This is a genomic window from Pseudoalteromonas sp. APC 3250 (assembly GCF_030407915.1).
In the GTDB taxonomy this organism is placed as follows: domain Bacteria; phylum Pseudomonadota; class Gammaproteobacteria; order Enterobacterales; family Alteromonadaceae; genus Pseudoalteromonas; species Pseudoalteromonas tetraodonis.
Window position 1 is genome coordinate 111,952 of the sequence record NZ_JASDCM010000009.1, and the last position, 21,634, is coordinate 133,585.

Consider the following 21,634-nt stretch of genomic DNA (forward strand, 5'->3'; position numbering starts at 1 on the left):
CTCTAACTCACGTACACTGCTGATTTTAAGTATGACGAGTTTAATATGTCGCAATCAATTAAAATTATTGTTGGGTCTAAAAACCCAGTAAAAATCAAGGCCGCTAAACATATTTTTGCGATGTATTTTCCTGAGCGTTTAATCGAATGTCGTGGTGTTCACGCGCCCTCAGCAGTACCCGATCAACCCTTAGGTGAAGAGCAAACCTGCTTAGGAGCACAAAATCGCGTTAATTACTGTAAAAACCACTATCAGGCAGACTACTATGTGGCGATGGAAGGTGGTGCAGCGCAATTTAGCTATGGTACGGCAACCTTTGCCTATGTAGTTATTGATGATGGCGCACAGCAAGTTACAGGCCGAAGTAGTAACTTACCCCTGCCCGCTGTGTTTTATAAAGCATTGCTTCAAGGTGAAGAGCTTGGTGACGTGATGGATAAAGCTTTTAATACCACTAATATTAAACAGCAAGGGGGTGCTATTGGCTTATTAACTGCTCATCATGCAACACGAGAAAGTACCTATACTCAAGCGCTGACACTCGCCATGGCGCCTTTTCTTAATCCCACTCTATATAATCAATAACGGATGTTTTAATGAAGTATAACTACGTATTATTTGATGCCGACGAAACCTTATTTAGCTTTAATGCCTTTGCTGGCCTTAAAAACATGCTAGTAACCTATGACATGGATTTTACCGAGGCAGATTATGCCCATTATCAAAACACCAATAAGTCATTATGGATTGCTTATCAAAACAACGAGATCACCTCAAGTCACTTACAAGTAACTCGTTTTAGCGAACTGGCAAATAAACTAGATGTGCCAGCTCAACAGCTCAATGATGATTTTTTATCAGCAATGGCCGAAATTTGTATGCCTTTACCCGGCGCCGTTGAATTATTAAATGCCCTTAAACCCCATGCCAAGCTGGGCATTATTACCAATGGTTTTTCTCAGTTACAAGCACGTCGCCTAGCGCATACAGGGCTGCAAGATATGTTTGACTGGTTAGTTATTTCTGAGCAAGTCGGCATTGCTAAACCTGCAAAAGAGATATTTGAGCACACCTTTAACTTAATGGGTAATCCACCGAAAGAGCAAATTTTAATGGTCGGTGATACCGCTAGCAGTGATATTCTTGGCGGTCAAAATGTGGGAATTGACACTTGTTGGCTGCAACATCCTGGCGTGAACTTGCCTGAGGGAATTAAACCAACATATCAGGTAACCCAGCTTAAACAGTTGCAAACTATATTAGGACTTTGATAATAAAAGCCTGAGTGTAATTTAGCTGTTTAGCTAATTAACAAACAAAAAAATGACGCTAATAAGCGTCATTTTTTATAACTGTATATAAGTGATTAACTAATTAGGCGTTAGCTAGCTCAAGGCCGGGTGCAGGCATCGTCACAGGCGTTTCAAAGGTTGCCCACTCCCATGCTGACTCAGTTGCCATAATTTTGCGTAGTAACTTATTATTTAAATCATGACCTGATTTAAATGCGGTTACTTTGCCTAAAAGGTTGTGACCTGTCATAAACATGTCACCTACACAGTCTAGTATCTTATGCTTGACGAACTCGTCTGCGTAACGCAAACCGTTCGGATTTAAAACTTTAAATTCATCAAGTACAACTGCGCTATCCATGCTGCCACCTAGTGCTAGGTTGTTCGCATGCATGTATTCAATGTCTTTCATAAAGCCAAAAGTACGCGCACGGCTTATCTCTTCAGTAAAGCTTTGTGCCGTAATATCTAAACCAACACGTTGGCGGCTTTCATTGATTGCAGGGTGATCGAAGGCAATTTCGAAATCGATGTGGAATCCGTCGTAAGGTTCTACTTCGGCCCATTTATCACCTTCTTCAATACGTACTTTTTCTTTAATACGAATAAAGCGTTTTGCAACATTTTGCTCTTCAATGCCGCCTTTTTGTAATAAATAAATGAATGGCAATGCACTACCATCCATTATTGGTACTTCTGAGCTATCAAGTTCAACAATTAAATTGTCGATTCCCATTGCCGCAACCGCCGCAATTAAGTGCTCAGTAGTCGATAAGCGAACGCCATCTTTGTTAATTAAACAGGTACACAATTGCGTATCACCAACGGCTTCAGGTGTTGTTTCAAAATCAACAACCGGATCAAGGTCGACACGACGAAATACAATCCCAGTATTTGCGCTCGCAGGTCGGAGAGTTATTGTGACCTTCTCACCTTTATGAAGTCCAATTCCTATGGCTTTGACTACTTGTGCAATCGTACGCTGTTTAATCATAGGTTCGCTCACTTTAGTATATATTACAGTTAGACGGCGGAGTGTAGCATAAATACGGTATAACTACAATATTCGTTCACATTTCGCACAAAAGTACTGTTTTTTATTAATCTGCTTGTTTACGTAAAAAAGCAGGGATGTCGAAATAATCGCCACCTTCAGACTTATCTGTTTTCTTAGCACTACTTGACGACGTATTCGCTGAAGAACTTGAAGAGCTCGTCGATGTGCTTTGCTCTTTTGATTCTGTTTGCGTAGTCGTTGCAGGCTCTTCTGTACTTGCGCCTTGGCTTGCAAAGCTAGGAACATACATGCTGCTGCTTGTTTGCGTGCTTGAACTCGCTACATCAGAACCTGATGCTTTTTTAAAGCCATTATCTACAATACCAAACTGTGGACGACGATCGCCGCCTAAGCCAGTTGCAACAACCGTTACACGTAGCTCGTCTGTCATTTCAGGGTCGATTACTGCACCCACAACCACCGTTGCGTTTTCAGACGCTAGCGCCTTAACGTGATTACCTACGATTTCAAATTCTTCAATCGCGATATCCATGCCGGCAGTAATATTAACCAAGATACCTTTAGCACCGGTTAAATCAACGTCTTCTAGTAATGGGCTTGAAATAGCCGCTTCTGCTGCTTCTTGTGCACGATCAGGACCCGAGGCAGATGCAGTCCCCATCATGGCTGTACCCATTGCAGACATAACAGTACGTACGTCGGCGAAATCCACGTTAATTAGACCCGAGCGTGTGATTAGCTCAGCAATACCCTGTACCGCACCAAATAATACGTCATTTGCTTTAGCAAACGCATCCAGTAAAGTTGTCCCTTTACCTAATACTTTTAGTAATTTGTTATTTGGAATAGTAATTAACGAGTCCACGATTTCAGACAATTCGCTAATCCCCTGCTCTGCAGCAGCAGCACGTTTTTTACCTTCAAAATCAAATGGACGCGTTACAACTGCCACGGTTAGAATGCCCAGCTCTTTAGCAATTTTAGCCACGACTGGCGCTGCTCCGGTCCCTGTACCGCCGCCCATACCTGCCGCTATAAATACCATATCGGCGCCTTCAAGGCTGGCACGAATCGTTTCTGCGTCTTCTTCAGCCGACTGACGGCCTACTTCAGGGTTTGCACCCGCACCTAACCCAGAGGTTATTTGCGTACCTAATTGTACCGTTACATCAGCGGCTGAATTACGTAATGCTTGTGCATCCGTATTCGCTGCAATAAAACGAACACCTTCTATTTGTTGTTTTACCATGTGCTCAACTGCGTTACCGCCGCCGCCACCAACACCGATTACTTTTATTACAGCTTCTTCGCTGTGTTGTTCCATTATATCAAACATATTTACTCTCCGACTTGAGTACTAAAACTCGCCTTGAAACCATTTTGTGATGCGGTTCCACCAATTATTATTATCATCCGCTTTCGACTTTTGTGCATTCATCGACTGCATAGTACGCCCGTATTGTAACAAACCTACAGCGGTTGCGTACGATGGATCATCAACATAATCAGTTAAACCTACTACACCAATTGGTTTACCTATTCTTACTGGCATCTGAAAAATATCTTCAGCCACTTCCATTGCGCCAGTCATTTTAGCAGTTCCGCCAGTAATGACGAGACCTGCTGCAATTTGGTCTTCTAATCCTGAACGACGAATTTCTTCCATCGCCAGTTCAAATAATTCTCTAAAACGTGGCTCAACCACTTCTGATAACGTGTGCCTAGACATCAGTCTTGCTGGTCGCCCACCTACGCTTGGCACTTCAATCGTGTCTTCGCTGCTCGCCATTTGGCTACTTGCACAGGCATATTGTACTTTGAGTGACTCAGCATGTGATATAGGTGTACGAAATATTTTTGCAATATCACCGGTTACTTGGTTACCTGCCACCGGAATAACCGCCGAATGACGCAGCGCACCATTAATATAAATAGTGATATCCATAGTACCACCACCAATATCAAGCACCGCAACACCTAACTCTTTTTCGTCATCCGTCAGTACGGAATAACACGAAGCAAGCGCTGTGAATATAAGTTGGTCAACTTCAAGCCCGCAACGTTCAACACATTTTTCTATATTTTTAGCCATGTCGTTGGAGCAGGTAATAATGTGCGCGCGTGCTTCCATGCGCACACCGCTCATGCCGAGTGGGTTTTTAATCCCCTCTTGCATGTCAATGCTGTACTCTTGCGGCAAAGCATGCAACATTTTGCGTTCAGCTGAAATTGGCACTGAACGAGCAATGTGTATTACATTTTCAATGTCTTCATCGGTTACTTCGGTGTTATTAATAGCCACAACACCGCTTTCGTTCTGACACTGAATATGCTTGCCAGAAATACCCAAATAAACCGAGCTAATACGACAATCAGCCATCAATTCGGCTTCATCTATAGCGCGGCGAATAGACTCAGACACTAAATTTAAATCGTTAACACCGCCTTTATCCATTCCATGAGATACTTGGCTCCCCACGCCAACAATGCTGAGCTTGTTATCTGTGGTGATTTCACCTACCGTGGCCACTACTTTAGAAGTGCCAACGTCTAATCCAATCACTAGGTTTCTTTCTGCTGACTTAGTCATGCCTTACTCTTTATTATAATTGCTGTTCTTGCAGTGGCTTATAGCTCACTGCAAGGCCGGTATCGTAGCGTAAATCAATTGCATCTATCTGTGCATCAGCACGTTTTTCTATACGTGAATAAACGTCTATAAAACGTTGTACACGTTTGGCTTTATCTTTGCGTCCTAAATTTAAACGCACACCGTTATCTAACCAAAGTTGCCACGAAAACCGCTCAGATAGCGCAAGGCTAGTGAGCGTTAATGCATTGACTTTGAGCATTTCATCAAACTGTTTAAACGCTACCCATGCTTCTTTTTCACTGCCCTCTGGCCCATATAGTTGGGGTAAAGTGGCACTTAATTTATCACTTTTTGCTTCAAACGCGTCACCGCTTTGATTAATCAGCAAGTCACTATTCCAGTGAGCAACCGCTTGATGTTCTACCACGTAAACTTGAATGGTATCAGGCCATTGCTTTCTTACCGATACCGTTGCAACCCAAGGCAGCTCTTGTACTAAATGCTGAACTTGCTTTACGTTTAGCTCAAAAAAACTGCTTAAATCTGCTTTTTTTATTGCCGCTGTTATTGCTTTTTCATCGGTGTACTTAGGGTTCCCCAGCACCGTTAAATGCTTAATTTGTGCATCTTTATTTTCAACTAACCAGTGCGAAACCCCACTGGTTATTTCAATTAACCCTATCACCACGGCTAGAAAAAAACTCACTCCAAAAATCAGCGACCAGTTAAGTTGCTGTTTTAGTTGCTGCGCTTTCTCTAAAAAGGGATGCATATTAAAGGGTTTGCTCCAAAATGCGAACAACTAATTGCTCAAAACTTGCCCCGTTGGCTTTTGCTGCCATTGGCACCAATGATTTTTCTGTCATGCCTGGTACGGTATTCACTTCTAGTAAGTAAAAATGTCCTTGTTCATCTTGCATCGCATCGACTCGTCCCCAGCCACTTGCACCTACTAAATCAAACGCATCAAGCGCCATCGCTTGTAATTTTTGAGTATCCGATGGTGATAAATCAGCAGGGCAATGATATTGCGTACTACTTGACTGATATTTAGCTTGGTAGTCATAAAATCCGTTTGGGGTGCTCATTTCAATCACAGGTTGTACTTCATCACCCAAGACCGTAATGGTAAATTCACGACCCGTGATCCACTGCTCTACCAATACTTGGCTGTCGAACTTAAATGCATTAGTGAGCGCATCTTCAAGTTCTTCTGCAGAGCTTGCTTGCGCCATACCGATACTGGAGCCCTCGTGCGATGGCTTAACCATTACCTTTTTAAATTGCGCCATAATGGCATTGGCATCAAAGCCTTTTTTAGCATCAACCACGGCATAAGGTGCGGTGCTTAAGCCTGCCGATTTAAACAAATGCTTACAACGAATTTTATCCATTGCCAGTGCCGAACCCAGAACATTACTGCCGGTATACGGCAGGTTCATAAATTCTAGAGCACCTTGTACCGTGCCGTCTTCACCACCACGCCCATGTAAAGCAATAAAAACGCGATCAACGTTTAACGACTTTAATTCCCATAACGAACGATTTTGTGGATCAAACGCTATCGCATCAATGCCAACTTCTAACAGCGCATTTAATACCGCTTGACCAGATTTTAATGACACGTCACGCTCTGCTGAGTTTCCACCTAGCAGCACCGCTACTTTACCAAACTGGGAATTTACCTGTGTCATACTTCACCTTGCTTTAATTTTTCTATCGACATATTCGTGGCTGCTAAATTTTTAACAAGCTGACCTATGTTACCCGCACCTTGTGTGAGCACTAGGTCGTTATTTTGTATGCAGTTGGCAAGTACACCCGCAAGCTCTGAGCTTGAGGCTACATGTAATGGCTCTTTGCCACGCTGGCGCAAACTACGGCATAAACTCTTACTATCAGCGCCAACAATCGGCTCTTCGCCAGCACTGTAAACATCGAGTAATAAAAGCTGATCAACCTCAGCCAATACCTTAACAAAATCTTCGTATAAATCACGAGTACGCGTATAACGGTGCGGCTGATACACCATCACTAAACGCTTATCAGGCCAGCCTTCTCGTGCTGCAGTGATAGTAGCGGCCACTTCTGATGGGTGATGGCCATAGTCATCAACAAGCATCACGCTGCCGCGTTCATTTTCAAATTCACCGTAGTGCTGAAAACGACGGCCAATACCTTCAAAAGTATCTAAAGCCGCTAAAATTGCATGATTCGCAATATTTTGATCTTTAGCGACGGCAATCGCTGCGGTTGCATTAAGGGCATTATGTTTACCCGGCATATTCAGCTTGGCGGTTAAACTCTCACCTTGTTTATTAGTCACCGTAAATTGGCATGTGTTCGCTGTTTGGCTAAAGTCACTCATTCGATAATCAGCCTCGTGTGACTCACCGTAAGTGATCACTGGACGACCAAAACGGGGGATCAATTCAGCAGCAACGTCTGAATCAATACACACCACCGCTAACCCGTAAAACGGCAGGTTATGAATGAATTCAACATAAGTATCTTTCATTTTTTCTAAACTACCGCCGTAGGTTTCCATGTGATCTTCTTCAATATTAGTGATCACCGACACCATAGGCTGTAAGTGCAAAAATGAGGCATCGCTTTCATCTGCTTCGGCGATTAAAAAGTCACTTTTACCTACCTTAGCATTGCTGCCAGCACTGTTAAGCAAACCACCAATAATAAAGGTTGGATCGAGCCCGGCTTGTGCATAAATGCTCGCAATTAAGCTGGTTGTGGTCGTTTTACCATGGGTGCCCGCAATGGCGATACCGTGGCGAAAGCGCATCAGTTCAGCTAACATTTCTGCTCGACGAACCACCGGAATACGTGCAGCTTGCGCGGCTTGAATTTCAGGGTTTGTTTTATCTATTGCACTTGAAACCACCACCACATTGGCGTCTTTTACGTTATTTTCATGATGGCCAATAAATACTTCAGCACCGGCTTTAATTAAACGCTCAGTCATTGCGCTGTGAGCTATATCTGAACCGGTAATACGGTAACCTTCAAAAGCAAGTACTTCTGCAATGCCGCCCATGCCTGCACCGCCTATTCCTACAAAGTGAATAGTTTCAATGCGGCGCATCGCTGGGCGTGTATATTTTTCTTTTGCTAATGTCTGTTTCACTTATGTTCTCTTATTTGTTACTTGCTCACAGTGCATCGCTACGCTTGCTGTGGCATCTAAAATAGCCTGCTGTTTTGCTTTGCCAGCCATTTTAGTTATTAATAAAGGTTCGGCTAAATAGGGGCTTAAAAGTTCAACAATACTGCGCTTATTAAATTGCCCCTGTGGCATTAATAACGCCCCCTCTGCCATTACTAAATACTGTGCATTGGCTGTTTGATGATCATCAACCGCGTGTGGAAACGGCACAAATACCGCCATTTTACCCGCTGCGGCAATTTCACTTACCGTAAGCGCACCCGCACGACAAATCACAATATCTGCCCAGCTATAAGCGGTATCCATATCATCAATAAATTCAGCAACGGTCACTTGCTCATTGCCCATTTGTTGCTGCTGGTAACTTTCACTTACACTAGCAAGGTGCCCTTTACCGGTTTGATGCCAAATATTAATGGCACAAGTATCATTCAAGCGCTTAAATGCTTCTGGCAGTGTTTGGTTGAGTACTTGCGCACCTAACGAGCCACCCACAACAAGCATATTGATTGGGCTTGATACTTCCCGCTTAGGTATATCAACCACACTCTGACGCACAGGGTTACCCACCAGCTCAGCCTTTCCACTGGCAAAAGCACTAGGGAAAGCCGCTAACACGCGATTCGCAAATTTCGCTAGCCATTTATTGCTCATGCCTGCTACGGCATTTTGTTCGTGAATCACCAAAGGAATACCTAGGCTTTTTGCCGCAATACCTGTTGGGCCAGTTACATACCCCCCCATTGCTAAAACGACGTCAGGGCGTTGTTGTTTTAATACCTTACGCGCTTGCAATATTGCATTAATAACCATGAATGGCGCTTTAATAAGGCGTTTTAAACCATTCCCTCGCACGCCTTTTACATCAATAAAATCAATTTCTATGTTGTGCTTGGGCACGACACTGGCTTCCATTCTATCTGGGGTGCCTATCCAGCTAACTTGCCAACCTTGCTGTTTGAGATAATCAGCAACGGCAATCCCTGGAAAAATATGTCCACCTGTGCCCCCTGCTACAACGACTATTTTTTTACTCATCGCTTAGCTCCACCTGACGTGGCTTGTTTCGTTGCCATCTTGGTCTCAAAATCTACACGTAATAAAATACCGGTTGCTATGGTCATCATTAATAAACTTGAGCCACCATAAGAAATAAACGGCAAGGTTAATCCTTTGGTTGGCAAAATACCGGCACTGGCGCCCACATTAACCATGGTTTGAAACGCAAACCAAATACCAATTGCTAAGGCTAAGTAGCCTTCATATTCTTTGCCGTTTTTAAGCGCGTTTTGGCCAATGAGTAAAGCTCTAAATACTAAAGTACCGAGTACCATTAAAATGCTCAGCACCCCCATAAAACCTAACTCTTCAGCAATAACAGCAAAAATAAAGTCGGTGTGCGCTTCTGGTAAATATTGTAATTTTTGTACGCTGTTTCCTAGGCCTTGGCCAAACCAATCGCCTTGACTATAAGCCATTAGTGATTGCACTAATTGGTAGCCTTTGCCAAAAGGGTCATCCCAAGGTTCTAAAAAGCCAACCACACGCGCCATACGATATGGCTCTAACACAATAAGCCCAACCACTAGCGCAATACCGGTTAAAATAAGTGCAAAAAACTGCCAAAGCTTGGCACCGGCTAAAAACAACAAACCAACCGTAGTAACAAACATCACCACCACAGTCCCTAAATCGGGCTGCATTAAAATAAGTGCTGCATAAACTGCAAATACCGCTATGGGTTTAGCAAAGCCTTTTATGTTTTCTTGAACTTCATTGCGCTTACGTACTAAGTAGCCTGCGATATAACTAAAGAAGAACAACTTAGCGAGCTCCGAGGCTTGAATATTAAACGGTCCTACGGGTATCCAGCGGGTCGAACCATTGACTTCACGTCCTACAATAAGTACCACTAATAACAGTACTAAACCGATTAGTAATAAATAGGGGTTAGCTTTTTTCCACCACGACATAGGTACTTGAGTACTAATGCAAAATAAACAAAACGATAGCCCTAAAAAAATGCCATGGCGGATAGTAAAATGATAAATATTACCAAACAGTCTATCGGCTGTCGGCATTGAGGCACTGGTTACCATCACAAAGCCCACACCAATCAGCATTAGCATGCAATAAAGCAGTGGCACATCATAAAGCTGCGCTGAAGGTTTAGGGGTGAGAGCCTCTTTAATATCCGCAAAAGCAATCATGACTGCCCCTGCAATACACATTGCACAAAATCATCGCCGCGTTGCATATAATTGTTATACATATCAATGCTGGCACAGGCAGGTGCGAGTAAAACGGTATCGCCCGATTTACTTAATTGCTTTGCAAGCGCCACAGCCTCAGACATATTATTGGTTAAATGACCTTTAGCACTCAGTGCCACTAAATCTTTGGCATCTTTACCAAAACAAATCAGCGCTTTTACATGCTTTTCAATATAAGGCTTTAACACCTCTAAATCAGCACCTTTAGCATCACCACCAGCAATCACCACTAGGTTTTCGTGCTTACCCGCTAAACTATCTATTGCCGCCACTGTTGCGCCTACGTTGGTGGCTTTAGAGTCGTTAAAGTATTTAACGCCATTAAACTCACCCACAAACTGACAACGGTGCGCTAAGCCATTAAATTGAGCTAATGCGGTTTTGTAGTGCGCCTTAGTAATTGCAAATGGGCTGAGTAATGCCATCACTGCCAACGTATTTAAATAGTTATGCTTACCCACAACGGCTAAAGCACTTACTGGTAAATAAGCTTCGTCCTTTACCATAAAGTGCGCTTCGTTATTGTGCTGTGCTAAGTGGTAATTGCCTTGTGTTTCACCAAAACTCAGTTGTGGTGCTAACGTGCGACTCACAGGGTGTGTTTGCTTATCGTCAGCATTAATCACTAAGTGTTCAGCACCGTTATAAATACTTAATTTTGAATCTATATAGGCTTGGTAACTATCATAACGATCGAGATGATCTTCTGAAATATTAAGCACGGTTGCACTGGTGGTTTTTAGGCTGCGTGTGGTATCAAGCTGAAAACTCGATAGCTCCAATACAAATACATCAAAGTCACCATCAAGCAAATCCAGTACCGCTGTGCCAATGTTGCCACCGAGTGCCACTTTATAACCTGCAGTTTTTAATACTTCGTAGGCAAGTGTTACTACGGTTGATTTGCCATTTGAGCCTGTTACCGCAACAATCGGTTTAATGTTAATGCGGGCAAATAGCTCAACATCACCAATCACTTCAACGCCTGCGTTAATTGCCTTAGCAATTGCTGGTGTTTTTAAGCCCAGCCCGGGACTAATAATAATCATATCGCAAGCACTGAGCGCCGCATTTTCTAGGTCACCAAAGTGAGTTTTTAATTGAGGTGCGTGCTGATTGAGCCAATCAACACCTGGCGGATTCTCTCTGCTATCGACCACATAAGGCTGTATTGATTGAGATAATAAAAAACGCACAATGCCCAGACCGGTTACACCGAGTCCGAGCACTGTTATGTGTTTATTTTTTATCTCGTTTAAATACTGCATTTATCGGATCTTTAATGTCGCAAGGCCAGCGAGTACCAGCACAATAGAAATTATCCAAAAGCGCACAATAACGCGTGGCTCCGGCCAACCTTTAAGTTCGTAATGGTGATGAATAGGCGCCATTCTAAAAATGCGTTGCCCACGTAATTTGTAAGAGCCAACTTGTAAAATTACCGATAGCGCTTCCATTACAAACACGCCCCCCATAATAATCAGTAACAGCTCTTGGCGAACAAGTACGGCAATAATCCCCAATGCACCACCCAGTGCTAATGAGCCTACATCGCCCATAAATACTTGCGCCGGATACGTGTTAAACCATAAAAAACCTAACCCAGCCCCTACAATAGCGGTACATACCACAACCAACTCACTCGCCAGTGGTAGATGCGGAATATGCAAATAAGCCGAAAAATTAATATTACCCGTTAAGTAAGCAATAATGGCCAGTGCTGCAGCCACTAAAATAGTAGGTACAATGGCTAAACCGTCTAGACCGTCGGTTAAATTAACCGCGTTTGACGTGCCCACCAACGCAAAGTAGGTGATCACGATATAAAACAGCCCCAGCTGTGGCAGTACATCTTTAAAAAATGGCACAACAAGAGATGTTTCTGTCGCTTGTGTGCTGCTCATGTAAAGCGCAGTGGCTACAACCAGTGCAATTACCGATTGCCAAAAGTATTTCCACTTTGCAATAAGTCCTTTTGGATCTTTACGGATCACCTTACGGTAATCATCAATAAAGCCCACAATACCTAATGAGCCAATTACAAATAAAGTGGCCCATACGTATTTATTAGACAAGTCTGCCCATAATAATGTGCTGGTAAAAATAGCCCCTAAAATAAGTAAGCCACCCATGGTCGGTGTACCCGATTTAGATAGGTGCGATTGCGGACCATCATCACGTACTGTTTGCCCTATTTGCATGCGTTGCAGCGCACGAATTAACTTAGGACCAAAATACAACGACATCATCAATGCGGTTAAAATACCTAAAATGGCACGCAGGGTTAAATACGAAAAAACATTAAAGCCACTATAATATTGAGTTAAATACTCAGCCAGCCAAACTAACATGATGATACTCCATTGATGGCTTGTTGCTGGCCATTAACTAAATCGGTTACTAAAAGCTCCATGCGAGAACTGCGTGATCCTTTCACGACAAGGGTAATTTTTTTATCTACTTTGCTAATGCTGTTTTGAATTTGCTGCAGCATTTGCTCACGATTAGAGAAATGGCGATTTGGCAGCCCATATACATCACTGGCACATTTACTTAATACTCCGAGTGTAAATAACTCATCAATGCCTTGCGCTAATGCGTATTCACCGACTTCTTGATGATATTTACGGGCATCTTCGCCAAGTTCACCCATATCACCGAGTGCCAAAATACGATGACCTTGAATATCACTAAGTAAATCAATCGCAGCTTTCACCGACTTTACGTTGGCATTGTATGTATCATCGATAATGGTGAGTGAATCACTGGCTTCAATTAGGTTAACCCGTCCTTTAACTTCACCCATGGTCGCTAACGCGCTGGCAATGTCCTCAAGTGACACGTCAAACTCACTGGTTAACGCCGCAGCAATAAGCGCGTTACTAATATTGTGTTTACCTGGCAGTGCTAACTTAACCGGCACACTGTGTTGCTTGGTGCACAAAGTAAAGCTTGCGCGAGCTTGCGCATCTAGGCTGATGTCTTCAGCCCAAATATCGAGCTTTTCACTACTCGAAAAACATTTAATATTGCGCGTTGCTAACTTATCAAGCCAATATTGACTAAAGTCACTATCACAATTGACGATGGCGATGCCATCCTCTTTTAATCCGTCGTAAATTTCACCTTTTGCTTGTGCCACACCTTGCAGGCTACCAAAGCCTTCCAAGTGGGCCGCGGCAACATTACATACCACAGCTACATCCGGTTTGGTCATCGCGGTGGTGTACGCAATTTCACCTATGTGGTTAGCGCCTAATTCAATAACCGCAAAGCGATGTTGTGGCTCTAATCTGAGTAAAGTTAACGGTACGCCAATGTCGTTGTTAAAATTACCTTTAGTGGCTAATACATCCCCTTTACTTGATAAAATAGCGGCACACATTTCTTTAACTGTTGTTTTACCTACACTGCCAGTAATAGCGATAGTTTTAGGTGCAACTTGCGCCATCACTGCTGTACCAATTGTGCCTAATGCAATACGGGTATCGGCAACTACAAATTGAGCAATATCGGTATCAACAGCGTGATCGACAATCACGCCTATAGCGCCTTTTTGTTTTGCTTGTTCAATAAATTTATGACCATCAAAATTTGGGCCCTTAAGCGCCAAAAACACTTCACCATCACACAAAGTACGAGTATCGGTGTTTATATTTATCACCTTGCGATTATCATCTTGATAATCGGTTGCTAGCACATTAGCTAGCCAATCAAAATCCATTGGGATCATGCTTGAGTCCCTCTTAATGCTTTTTTTAATTGTTGTTGTACAAATTGGCGGTCGCAAAAAGCGATGCGTGTATCGCCTATAATTTGATAGTCTTCATGCCCTTTACCGGCAATTAAAATAACCTCACCGGCTTTTGCGTTATCTATAGCAAATTGTATCGCGGCACCGCGATCGGCCTCTAAATGAGCGTTTTCTGGATGCTCTAATCCCGCAGCTACATCATTAATAATGTCATTAGGGTCTTCAGAGCGTGGGTTATCACTGGTAATGATCACTTTGTCTGCAAACTGCTCAGCAGCTTGTGCCATTAGTACACGCTTTCCTTTATCTCTGTCGCCGCCACAACCAAACACACAACTCACGCCACCTGGTACATGTTGCTGCAGCGCTTGTAACGCTAAAGCCAACGCATCTGGCGTATGCGCATAATCAACAACGCAAGTAGGCACACTTGGCGCTGTAAATGCTTGCATCCTGCCGGCTACCGGCTGTAAATACTCACATCCTGCTACTAACTGTGTTAATGGATAGCCTAGCGCTAATAGCGTTGCTAACGCAGCCGTTAAATTATAAAGATTAAATTCACCAAACAGCGGTGATTTTATGGCAACATCACCCCAGCTAGTAGTTAATTGCGCCGAAATACCGGTTGCTGAATACTGAACATCTGAAAAATACACAAACTGTGCATTTTTAGGGGCTAAGTTTTTACGGCCATAACAAATAAGACTATTAAAGCTGTATTTTTCAATCCATTGCTCTGCTTGTCCGTCATCCTGATTAAGAATGACATAGTCAGCATCAAAATCACGAAACAGCATTAATTTAGCATCACCATAGCTTTGCATATCGCCATGGTAATCTAAGTGATCTCGCGACAAGTTAGTAAACACTGCAGCTTTAAAATAGCATTGATCAACACGGTGCTGTACCAAACCATGCGATGACACTTCCATAGCAACCAATTGGTGTTGCTCATTTTTTAAGTCGCTTAAAATACGCTGTAAATCGACTGCTGAAGGCGTAGTATTTTGCAGTGGTGTTAAGTTATCTGGATGGCCGTAACCTAAGGTACCAATAATAGCGGCTTGGGTATGACAAAATTGCGCTAAATGAGCAATCATTGCTGTGGTAGTCGATTTACCATTGGTGCCCGTTACGCCAACTAAATCTAAGTGCTTGCTCGGTTGTTGGTAAAATTGACTCGCCAATACAGGCAGTTTCTTATTCAATTCTGAGACTAAATAAAGCGGCTCAAAATCACTTTCAAATTCACACAGTCTGTCGGCAATAATTGCACTGGCACCATTTTCAATTGCTTTACTAATAAAGTGCCCACCATCTAACTGGTGCCCTTTTATCGCCACAAACACATCACCTGGTTTTACATCGCGGCTATCTAAACGCAGCTCGTTTACCATTAAACGTGCTGCATCTATTTCTAAATGTTTTAAAATTGTGTGTAAATCACGCACCATCATCTTTGCCCTTCACGTATGCCACCGAGTCTTTGTCTGGGGCAACGTTTAAAATTCTTAATGAATTAGAGATTATTTCTGCAAACGCTGGACCTGCTGTTGCGCCGCCATAATAAACATCTCCACCGGGCTCGTTGATTAATACCACAACGGCTAATCGCGGGTTACTCGCAGGGGCAATGCCCGCAAAATAACCTACATATTCGTCACCATAGCCCCCTGCGGCGGCTTTTTTAGAGGTGCCTGTTTTACCAGCAGCGCGGTAACCATCCACTTTAACGCGGCGTGCGGTACCGCCTTCTTCAAATACGCTTTCCATCATATGGACAACGGCTTCAACATCTTCTTGTTGAAAGACACGCTCACCTTCAGGTATAGAATCTTGCTTTAGTACAGTAAGCGGACGATTAACCCCGCCTGCCCCTAACATGGCGTAAAAACGTGCCATTTGCGCGGTACTCACGGCAATATTGTAACCAAACGAGAGCGCTGCAATTTCATGATCTGACCAACGGCGGTTAGGGTAAAATAAGCCACTACTTTCGCCTACCATGCCAGTACCACTATCACTGCCAAACCCCACTTTTTGATACAAGCCCACAAAGTACTCTTTGGGTACTGTTTGGCTTATTTTGGTTACTCCCATATTACTGGAGTATTTTAAAATTTCGCGCAGCGTCATTTCGCCATGATTACGGGTATCTTGTACTAAGCTGCCCCCTAAGCGCATCCAGCCTGGGTAGGTATCAACTTTGTCATCCGGTTGGATTGTGCCGTAGTCTAATCCAGCTAAAATGGCTAGAGGCTTAACAGTTGAGCCGGGTTCAAACAAATCGGTAATAGCGCGGTTACGACGTTTATGAGGAGCCGCCCCGCTTAAGTTGTTAGGATTAAATGATGGGCTATTGACCATGGCCAAGACTTCACCGGTTTTAACATCTACTACCATGGCAGAACCTGAGGTCGCTTTATAAGTTAATACCGCTGATTTAACTGCTTTATAGGCAATGGCTTGAATTCGCTGATCAATACTTAGCTGAATGCTTTCAGGCTCTACTCGCTCGCGTTCATCAAGCACTTCAACTTCACGCCCTTGCGCATCTTTGCGAATGGTACGGCGACCTTCTTCACCGGTTAACGCGTTTTCATAAAGCTTTTCTATGCCCTCAATGCCTTTACCATCAATATTGGTAAACCCAATAACATGTGCGCTTACTTCACCAGCAGGGTAATAACGTTTTGATTCATCCAATAAATGAATACCAGGTAGGCGTAAATCACCGATGTAATTAGCCACAGCGGGAGTCACTTGGCGTTTTAAATACACAAAGCGACGAGTAGGATCATCAAGTAATCGCGTGTTAATTTTACTAGGCTCAATGCGCAACACATCAGCCAATTCACGCCAGCGTAAATCATTTTTATAATACAGGGCGGTACGCTTATTTAACTCAGCAACATTTTCACGAAGCGTTTGCTGATCTTCACCGTTTTTGCGTGCTTGCCTAAGTACTTTACTAACCAGTGATTTATGCAGGGCTTTAGGATCCGCATACACGCTTACCACAGGCACACTAACGGCAAGCTCTTTACCGTTACGATCGAAAATCATCCCGCGTTGCACATGCAGTTTTTCAATCCGTACCGTACGTTTATCGCTTTCAGAGCGCGCTTTATCAGGTTCAATTACTTGCAAGTACGCAGCACGCGATACCAAGGTCACAAACACTAAAAAAATCACCGCGCACACTAAAATAAAGCGCCATGCTATTAGGTTATTGACTGGTTTTTTGCCTCGCATTCTCATTGTAATATAATTACCTGCTCATCTTGGCTGGTTGGCCGCTTCATTTCGAGTTGTGACGTTGCCACTTCTTCAATGCGCGCATGTTGTGAATAAAACTCTTCTTCCACTAAAAAATAACGCCATTCTAAATCCAATTCGTCACGCTCTTGGAGCAACGAATCTTGCTCAATTAATTGCGCTCGAGAGAGATGAGTTACTTGCACCACACTCAAGCTTGATGCGAATATCACAACCAACAAGGCCAAGGTGATCTTGTTCGCACCTAGGCCTTTAATTATTTCAAGAAATAAATTGGGTTGGCGATAGCTCGCTTTTTTACTCATCCCAACCTCTGTGCGATCCTTAGCACTGAGCTGCGAGAGCGTGGATTACGCGCCACTTCATCAGCACTTGGTTTAATAGCTTTACCCACTGCTTTTAACGTCAGATTTTTATTTATTTGTGCGTCGGTTAAAGGCAGACCTCTGGGTATCGCTTCTCCCTTACTCTGTTTTTTAATAAATTGTTTAACAATGCGATCTTCTAAAGAATGAAACGAAATAACCACTAAGCGACCACCCGGCTTAAGAACTTTAATCGCCGCTTGTAATGCCGTTTGAATTTCCTCTAATTCGCTATTGATATAAATACGAATAGCCTGGAAAGTCCGCGTTGCAGGGTGTTTAAACTTATCTTTCACCGGTACGGCTTCATCGACTAAATCAGCGAGCTGCTTAGTGGTAGTGATTGGCGTGTGTTCACGCACTTCTAAAATTTTGTGCGCAATGCGCTTACCAAATTTTTCTTCACCTAGCTTTTTGATCACATGAGTAATGTCATCTAATTCAGCCTCAGCTAACCACTGCGCTGCGCTGCGACCTGTACTTGGATCCATTCTCATATCGAGCGGACCATCTTTCATAAAGCTAAAGCCACGCGCTGCGTCATCTAGCTGCGGCGACGACACACCAATATCAAGTAAAATGCCATCAACCTGACCAATAAGATCGTTTTGCTCAGCTACCTCGTATAACTTTGAAAAACGAGAATGAGCAATTGAAAAACGTGGATCATCAGCAAATTTTTCAGCAGACTTTATCGCTTGTGGATCTTGGTCAATGGCCTGCAAACGACCGCTTTCACCTAAGCGCGCTAATATTTGCCCTGAATGTCCGCCACGTCCAAAGGTACCATCCATGTATATGCCGTCTGGCTTAATTGCAAGTGCATCTATGGTTTCGTCCATTAATACGGATACGTGTTCAAATTGCGCTGTCATTAGCTGTTATTTGCCTTTTATTTTGCTGCTAGAGGGTGAAGTTATCTAAATCGTTATTCGGTTCAAAATCACCGAGCCTTTCAAGCTCAGTGTCTTGGCGCATCTGCTCGTGCCAACGTGCTTCATCCCAAATCTCAAATTTATTCATTAAACCCACCAGCATAATTTTTTTGCCAAGTTCTGCATGTGAGCGCAATGAAGGCGCCAACAAAATTCGACCGTTTTTATCAAGCTGATATTCTGTCGCATTACCTAACAACATACGTTGCATCCGTCGTGCTCTAGGATTCATATTAGATATTTTTGCTAAACGGCTTTCTATTTCTAACCATTCAGCAAGAGGGTATAACCAAAGGCAAGGCTCATTGAGTGCAACTGTGCAAATTACCGTTCCCTGATCTTCAGACAATAGCGTATCTCGGTACTTTGTCGGTACCGCAAAACGTCCTTTATCATCCAAACTCAGTGAACTTGCGCCACGAAACATAAAAAGCCTATTGTAAATTTATTTTAATCAACTTTTTGATTAACCCGATCCAGTTTGATCCACTAAACACCACTTTTTACCACAGTGCTCCAGTTTAGGGCTTGACAAGCCTTTTTGTCAAGTAAGTCACCCAGCTTTAGCACCCCGCGAAGCCTGAAAAAATAAGGCTCCGATTAAAGCGGTTGAATTGTTTAATAAAAAATCTGATCAGCCAGTAAAAAATTTTTTATCGTGCTTTTTATTAGCTCGTTGGCATTATTTGCTTAATGAATAAACAGTGAATAATTACAATTTATTTGAGCCCTGCTGACCTTTGTGAATTAGAGTTTGGTCAAACTAGATGCGGTTTAATCGCGTCGCGAGGTTTGTAACTGAGTGGACAAAGAAAAAATCAATCTCGAATGATCAACACGTCCTAGTTTGTAAAAATTACAAACTGTTGTCGCAATAGTTACAGCTATAAACCCACTCAAAATTCGTAAATAAAATACAATTCATATAAAACAACAGGTTAAAGACTGGTTTAATCATTGCATCTAAATAATTACTTTTAAAAAACTATTAAGGATTGATTATGGCTACGGCAACAAAGAGCAAAACTCCTATTGATGCAAAACAAGAGATTGAAGCACCGCTAACAGATAAAGCGACATCAGCAGCGCATGACGCAGTTGATGCATTATCAAGTAAAGCGGCGGTAGCTGAAAATGGTGTTCGTAAAGGCGCAAGCAGCTCAGCTGAAACGCTTAATGAAAAGCAGTTAGCCGCTCGTGAGAAACTAGCAGAGTGTTCGTCTAAAACGCGTCAACTCGCATCAGAAAACCCATTAGCAACGGCGGGTCTGGCGTTTGCTGCTGGTATGTTAGTTACAGCACTGTTTCGTCGTAAGTAATACTAATGCAAAACCAACACTCAACACCAAGTGAATCACAAGGGACAGATTCGCCGTCATCGGCAAAACACGCCGATGACTGGCAAGATCATGTTGCTAAGCTTGCTGATTATGCAGCGCAGCTCAAGGATGATTATCACCAACAAGGAAAGTTAACGCATCAGCTGGCTACAGCTGAGTGGAAGCTGTCGTTAAGATCCTTAGCACTGATCACCATTCTACTAGGATGTTTTGCCAGTGGCTTGGTGTTACTGTGGGTGGGATTTTTAGGTATTGTAGGCTTTGCTACTTTTGATTTATTTAGCTCTATTTGGCTGAGCATTGCAGTGGTGATCAGCCTACAAATTTTATGCTTAGTTTGGCTATGGCGAAATGCAGTTTATCTAAGCAAAAAAATTGGTTTTACTAAAACGCTAAATAGTCTAAAGCAGCTGCTTAAATTATGAGGCACACACTATTATGTTAATCAATTATTTGATCAACTCACCGAACGCTCGCGTGCAACAGCTAGATAAAGAAGTTGTTATGCGATCAGAGCTAAAACGTCAGCATCTTGCAGCTATAAAATACAGAGCCAAACGCTTTGCAGCAACAAAAGTGGGGCTCGCCAGTGCGTTTGCAGCTGGCGCTGTAGTTGAGTCTGCTAAAGGTGATGCTAACACGATAAAAAAATACACTTGGTTATTAAAGCTACTTGCTTAAAAGTCATTCGCGCATCGATTTATCACGACAATGAGCCAAAAAAACCATTTTGATAATCGCTTACAGCCTGGCGAATTTCAGCCTCGGTGGTCATTACAAAAGGTCCCATGTGCGCAATTGGCTGGTTAAGTGGATCGCCTGCTAAAATAAGAACCCCCGCCGCTTTCTGTGCCTGTAATGCAATGTCACTCAATGGTTCTAATATAAGTAACTTACCCGCATTAAACACGTCACCTGTCTGAGATATTAATGAGCCTGTATGAATATAAATCATTACTTTTTGCTGTTTTAAAGCCGGTAAATTAAGCCCTTCACCCGCAGGCAAAACTACATCGGCTATAGCGCCATTAGCAGCTAAATTTTGTAAGCTTGCAGCCAATTGGTGTGATTCAAATTGCCATGTCCCTGCTAAGGCTTTAAGTGAAACACCTTGTTGATTAGTAAAACTCGGTGCTGGATGCTCTGTGGTATCTTGGTATTGAGGCTCACGCATTTTTTGAGCACTTGGCATATTGAGCCAAATTTGAAAACCATGTAAGCCTTGTTCAGCATCGGCAAGGGGCATTTCACTGTGCATAACACCGCTACCGGTACTCATCCATTGTACGTCACCCGCACGAATCGCCTTTTTGTTACCCATTTGGTCTTGATGTTCAAACCCGCCTTTTAAAATATAGGTAAAGGTTTCGATCCCCCTATGAGGATGAGGAGGAAAGCCACCAATATAATCACTTTCATCGTCAGATTTAAGCTCATCTATCATTAAAAATGGATCTAAATATTTACCATCAAATCCTGGAATACGACGAATATTAACACCATCCCCATCTTGGGTAGCATAAGCAGTTAGTACTTTGGTTATTTTCATTTTTTTTGCCTAAAATAGGTTAAGTAAAAGTATAAAATATTAATTTATTATT

22 protein-coding genes are annotated in these 21,634 nt (G+C 42.9%); 5 read left to right on the forward strand and 17 right to left on the reverse strand.

What is annotated here, in order from left to right:
• The first annotated feature begins 45 nt into the window (after nucleotides 1–45).
• Together yjjX and yjjG are read left to right on the forward strand one after the other, a co-directional pair.
• Entirely contained in the window at nucleotides 46–585 is a 540-nt protein-coding gene (gene yjjX / locus QL986_RS11370) for an inosine/xanthosine triphosphatase (RefSeq protein ID WP_290191550.1), read from the forward strand.
• A gap of 11 nt (nucleotides 586–596) precedes the next feature.
• Entirely contained in the window at nucleotides 597–1,271 is a 675-nt protein-coding gene (yjjG, locus tag QL986_RS11375; protein ID WP_290191551.1) for a pyrimidine 5'-nucleotidase, read from the forward strand.
• A 103-nt stretch (nucleotides 1,272–1,374) separates the two neighbouring features.
• Here yjjG and lpxC read toward each other — a convergent pair whose 3' ends face one another.
• The 16 genes from lpxC to mraZ form a co-directional block, all read right to left on the reverse strand.
• Nucleotides 1,375–2,286, reverse strand: a complete 912-nt coding sequence (gene lpxC / locus QL986_RS11380) for a UDP-3-O-acyl-N-acetylglucosamine deacetylase (protein ID WP_013464062.1) — start codon at nucleotides 2,284–2,286, stop codon at nucleotides 1,375–1,377.
• A 106-nt stretch (nucleotides 2,287–2,392) separates the two neighbouring features.
• Entirely contained in the window at nucleotides 2,393–3,646 is a 1,254-nt protein-coding gene (ftsZ, locus tag QL986_RS11385) for a cell division protein FtsZ (RefSeq protein ID WP_024601202.1), read from the reverse strand.
• A gap of 21 nt (nucleotides 3,647–3,667) precedes the next feature.
• Nucleotides 3,668–4,900 carry a cell division protein FtsA gene (gene ftsA / locus QL986_RS11390; protein WP_013464060.1) on the reverse strand — a complete coding sequence of 411 codons (1,233 nt, stop codon included), beginning with the start codon at nucleotides 4,898–4,900 and terminating at the stop codon, nucleotides 3,668–3,670.
• A 13-nt stretch (nucleotides 4,901–4,913) separates the two neighbouring features.
• Nucleotides 4,914–5,675 carry a cell division protein FtsQ/DivIB gene (locus QL986_RS11395; RefSeq protein ID WP_013464059.1) on the reverse strand — a complete coding sequence of 254 codons (762 nt, stop codon included), beginning with the start codon at nucleotides 5,673–5,675 and terminating at the stop codon, nucleotides 4,914–4,916.
• Nucleotide 5,676: 1 nt separating this feature from the next.
• The gene (locus QL986_RS11400; protein WP_064662408.1) at nucleotides 5,677–6,597 is read right to left on the reverse strand and encodes a D-alanine--D-alanine ligase; all 921 of its coding nucleotides are present in this window, start codon (nucleotides 6,595–6,597) and stop codon (nucleotides 5,677–5,679) included.
• Entirely contained in the window at nucleotides 6,594–8,003 is a 1,410-nt protein-coding gene (gene murC / locus QL986_RS11405) for a UDP-N-acetylmuramate--L-alanine ligase (protein WP_231893535.1), read from the reverse strand. The genes QL986_RS11400 and murC overlap by 4 nt, the downstream gene beginning before the upstream one ends.
• Nucleotides 8,004–8,045: 42 nt before the next feature.
• On the reverse strand, nucleotides 8,046–9,122 hold the full coding sequence (gene murG, locus QL986_RS11410) for an undecaprenyldiphospho-muramoylpentapeptide beta-N-acetylglucosaminyltransferase (RefSeq protein ID WP_128583519.1): 1,077 nt from the start codon (nucleotides 9,120–9,122) through the stop codon (nucleotides 8,046–8,048).
• Entirely contained in the window at nucleotides 9,119–10,294 is a 1,176-nt protein-coding gene (ftsW, locus tag QL986_RS11415) for a cell division protein FtsW (protein WP_008465286.1), read from the reverse strand. The genes murG and ftsW overlap by 4 nt, the downstream gene beginning before the upstream one ends.
• On the reverse strand, nucleotides 10,291–11,625 hold the full coding sequence (gene murD / locus QL986_RS11420; RefSeq protein ID WP_290191552.1) for a UDP-N-acetylmuramoyl-L-alanine--D-glutamate ligase: 1,335 nt from the start codon (nucleotides 11,623–11,625) through the stop codon (nucleotides 10,291–10,293). The genes ftsW and murD overlap by 4 nt, the downstream gene beginning before the upstream one ends.
• Nucleotides 11,626–12,708, reverse strand: coding sequence for a phospho-N-acetylmuramoyl-pentapeptide-transferase (mraY, locus tag QL986_RS11425; RefSeq protein ID WP_008110692.1), 1,083 nt, complete (start codon nucleotides 12,706–12,708; stop codon nucleotides 11,626–11,628).
• Nucleotides 12,702–14,090 (reverse strand): UDP-N-acetylmuramoyl-tripeptide--D-alanyl-D-alanine ligase, encoded by a 1,389-nt coding sequence (murF, locus tag QL986_RS11430; RefSeq protein WP_290191553.1) that lies wholly within the window; start codon nucleotides 14,088–14,090, stop codon nucleotides 12,702–12,704. The genes mraY and murF overlap by 7 nt, the downstream gene beginning before the upstream one ends.
• Nucleotides 14,087–15,565, reverse strand: a complete 1,479-nt coding sequence (gene murE, locus QL986_RS11435) for a UDP-N-acetylmuramoyl-L-alanyl-D-glutamate--2,6-diaminopimelate ligase (protein ID WP_290191559.1) — start codon at nucleotides 15,563–15,565, stop codon at nucleotides 14,087–14,089. Before murE ends, murF begins: the two co-directional genes overlap by 4 nt.
• Entirely contained in the window at nucleotides 15,558–17,375 is a 1,818-nt protein-coding gene (locus QL986_RS11440) for a peptidoglycan glycosyltransferase FtsI (protein ID WP_013464053.1), read from the reverse strand. The genes murE and QL986_RS11440 overlap by 8 nt, the downstream gene beginning before the upstream one ends.
• Nucleotides 17,372–17,698: a cell division protein FtsL gene (gene ftsL, locus QL986_RS11445; protein ID WP_008110697.1), complete on the reverse strand. Its 327-nt coding sequence runs from the start codon at nucleotides 17,696–17,698 to the stop codon at nucleotides 17,372–17,374. Before ftsL ends, QL986_RS11440 begins: the two co-directional genes overlap by 4 nt.
• Entirely contained in the window at nucleotides 17,695–18,633 is a 939-nt protein-coding gene (gene rsmH / locus QL986_RS11450; RefSeq protein ID WP_008110698.1) for a 16S rRNA (cytosine(1402)-N(4))-methyltransferase RsmH, read from the reverse strand. The genes ftsL and rsmH overlap by 4 nt, the downstream gene beginning before the upstream one ends.
• Nucleotides 18,634–18,661: 28 nt before the next feature.
• Nucleotides 18,662–19,120: a division/cell wall cluster transcriptional repressor MraZ gene (gene mraZ / locus QL986_RS11455; RefSeq protein ID WP_290191554.1), complete on the reverse strand. Its 459-nt coding sequence runs from the start codon at nucleotides 19,118–19,120 to the stop codon at nucleotides 18,662–18,664.
• Nucleotides 19,121–19,694: 574 nt separating this feature from the next.
• Between mraZ and QL986_RS11460 the strand changes: the two genes are divergently transcribed.
• Genes QL986_RS11460 through QL986_RS11470 form a run of 3 tightly spaced genes read left to right on the forward strand, consistent with a single transcriptional unit; the run spans nucleotide 19,695 to nucleotide 20,714 of the window.
• Complete coding sequence (locus QL986_RS11460) at nucleotides 19,695–20,012, forward strand: hypothetical protein (protein ID WP_013464052.1); 318 nt, start codon at nucleotides 19,695–19,697, stop codon at nucleotides 20,010–20,012.
• A 5-nt stretch (nucleotides 20,013–20,017) separates the two neighbouring features.
• Nucleotides 20,018–20,458, forward strand: coding sequence for a hypothetical protein (locus QL986_RS11465; RefSeq protein WP_058154148.1), 441 nt, complete (start codon nucleotides 20,018–20,020; stop codon nucleotides 20,456–20,458).
• A 13-nt stretch (nucleotides 20,459–20,471) separates the two neighbouring features.
• Nucleotides 20,472–20,714 (forward strand): hypothetical protein, encoded by a 243-nt coding sequence (locus tag QL986_RS11470; protein ID WP_008110702.1) that lies wholly within the window; start codon nucleotides 20,472–20,474, stop codon nucleotides 20,712–20,714.
• A gap of 22 nt (nucleotides 20,715–20,736) precedes the next feature.
• On the opposite strand, the gene QL986_RS11475 is transcribed toward QL986_RS11470, so the two are convergent.
• Nucleotides 20,737–21,582 (reverse strand): pirin family protein, encoded by an 846-nt coding sequence (locus QL986_RS11475; protein WP_036955988.1) that lies wholly within the window; start codon nucleotides 21,580–21,582, stop codon nucleotides 20,737–20,739.
• Nucleotides 21,583–21,634: the final 52 nt, after the last annotated feature.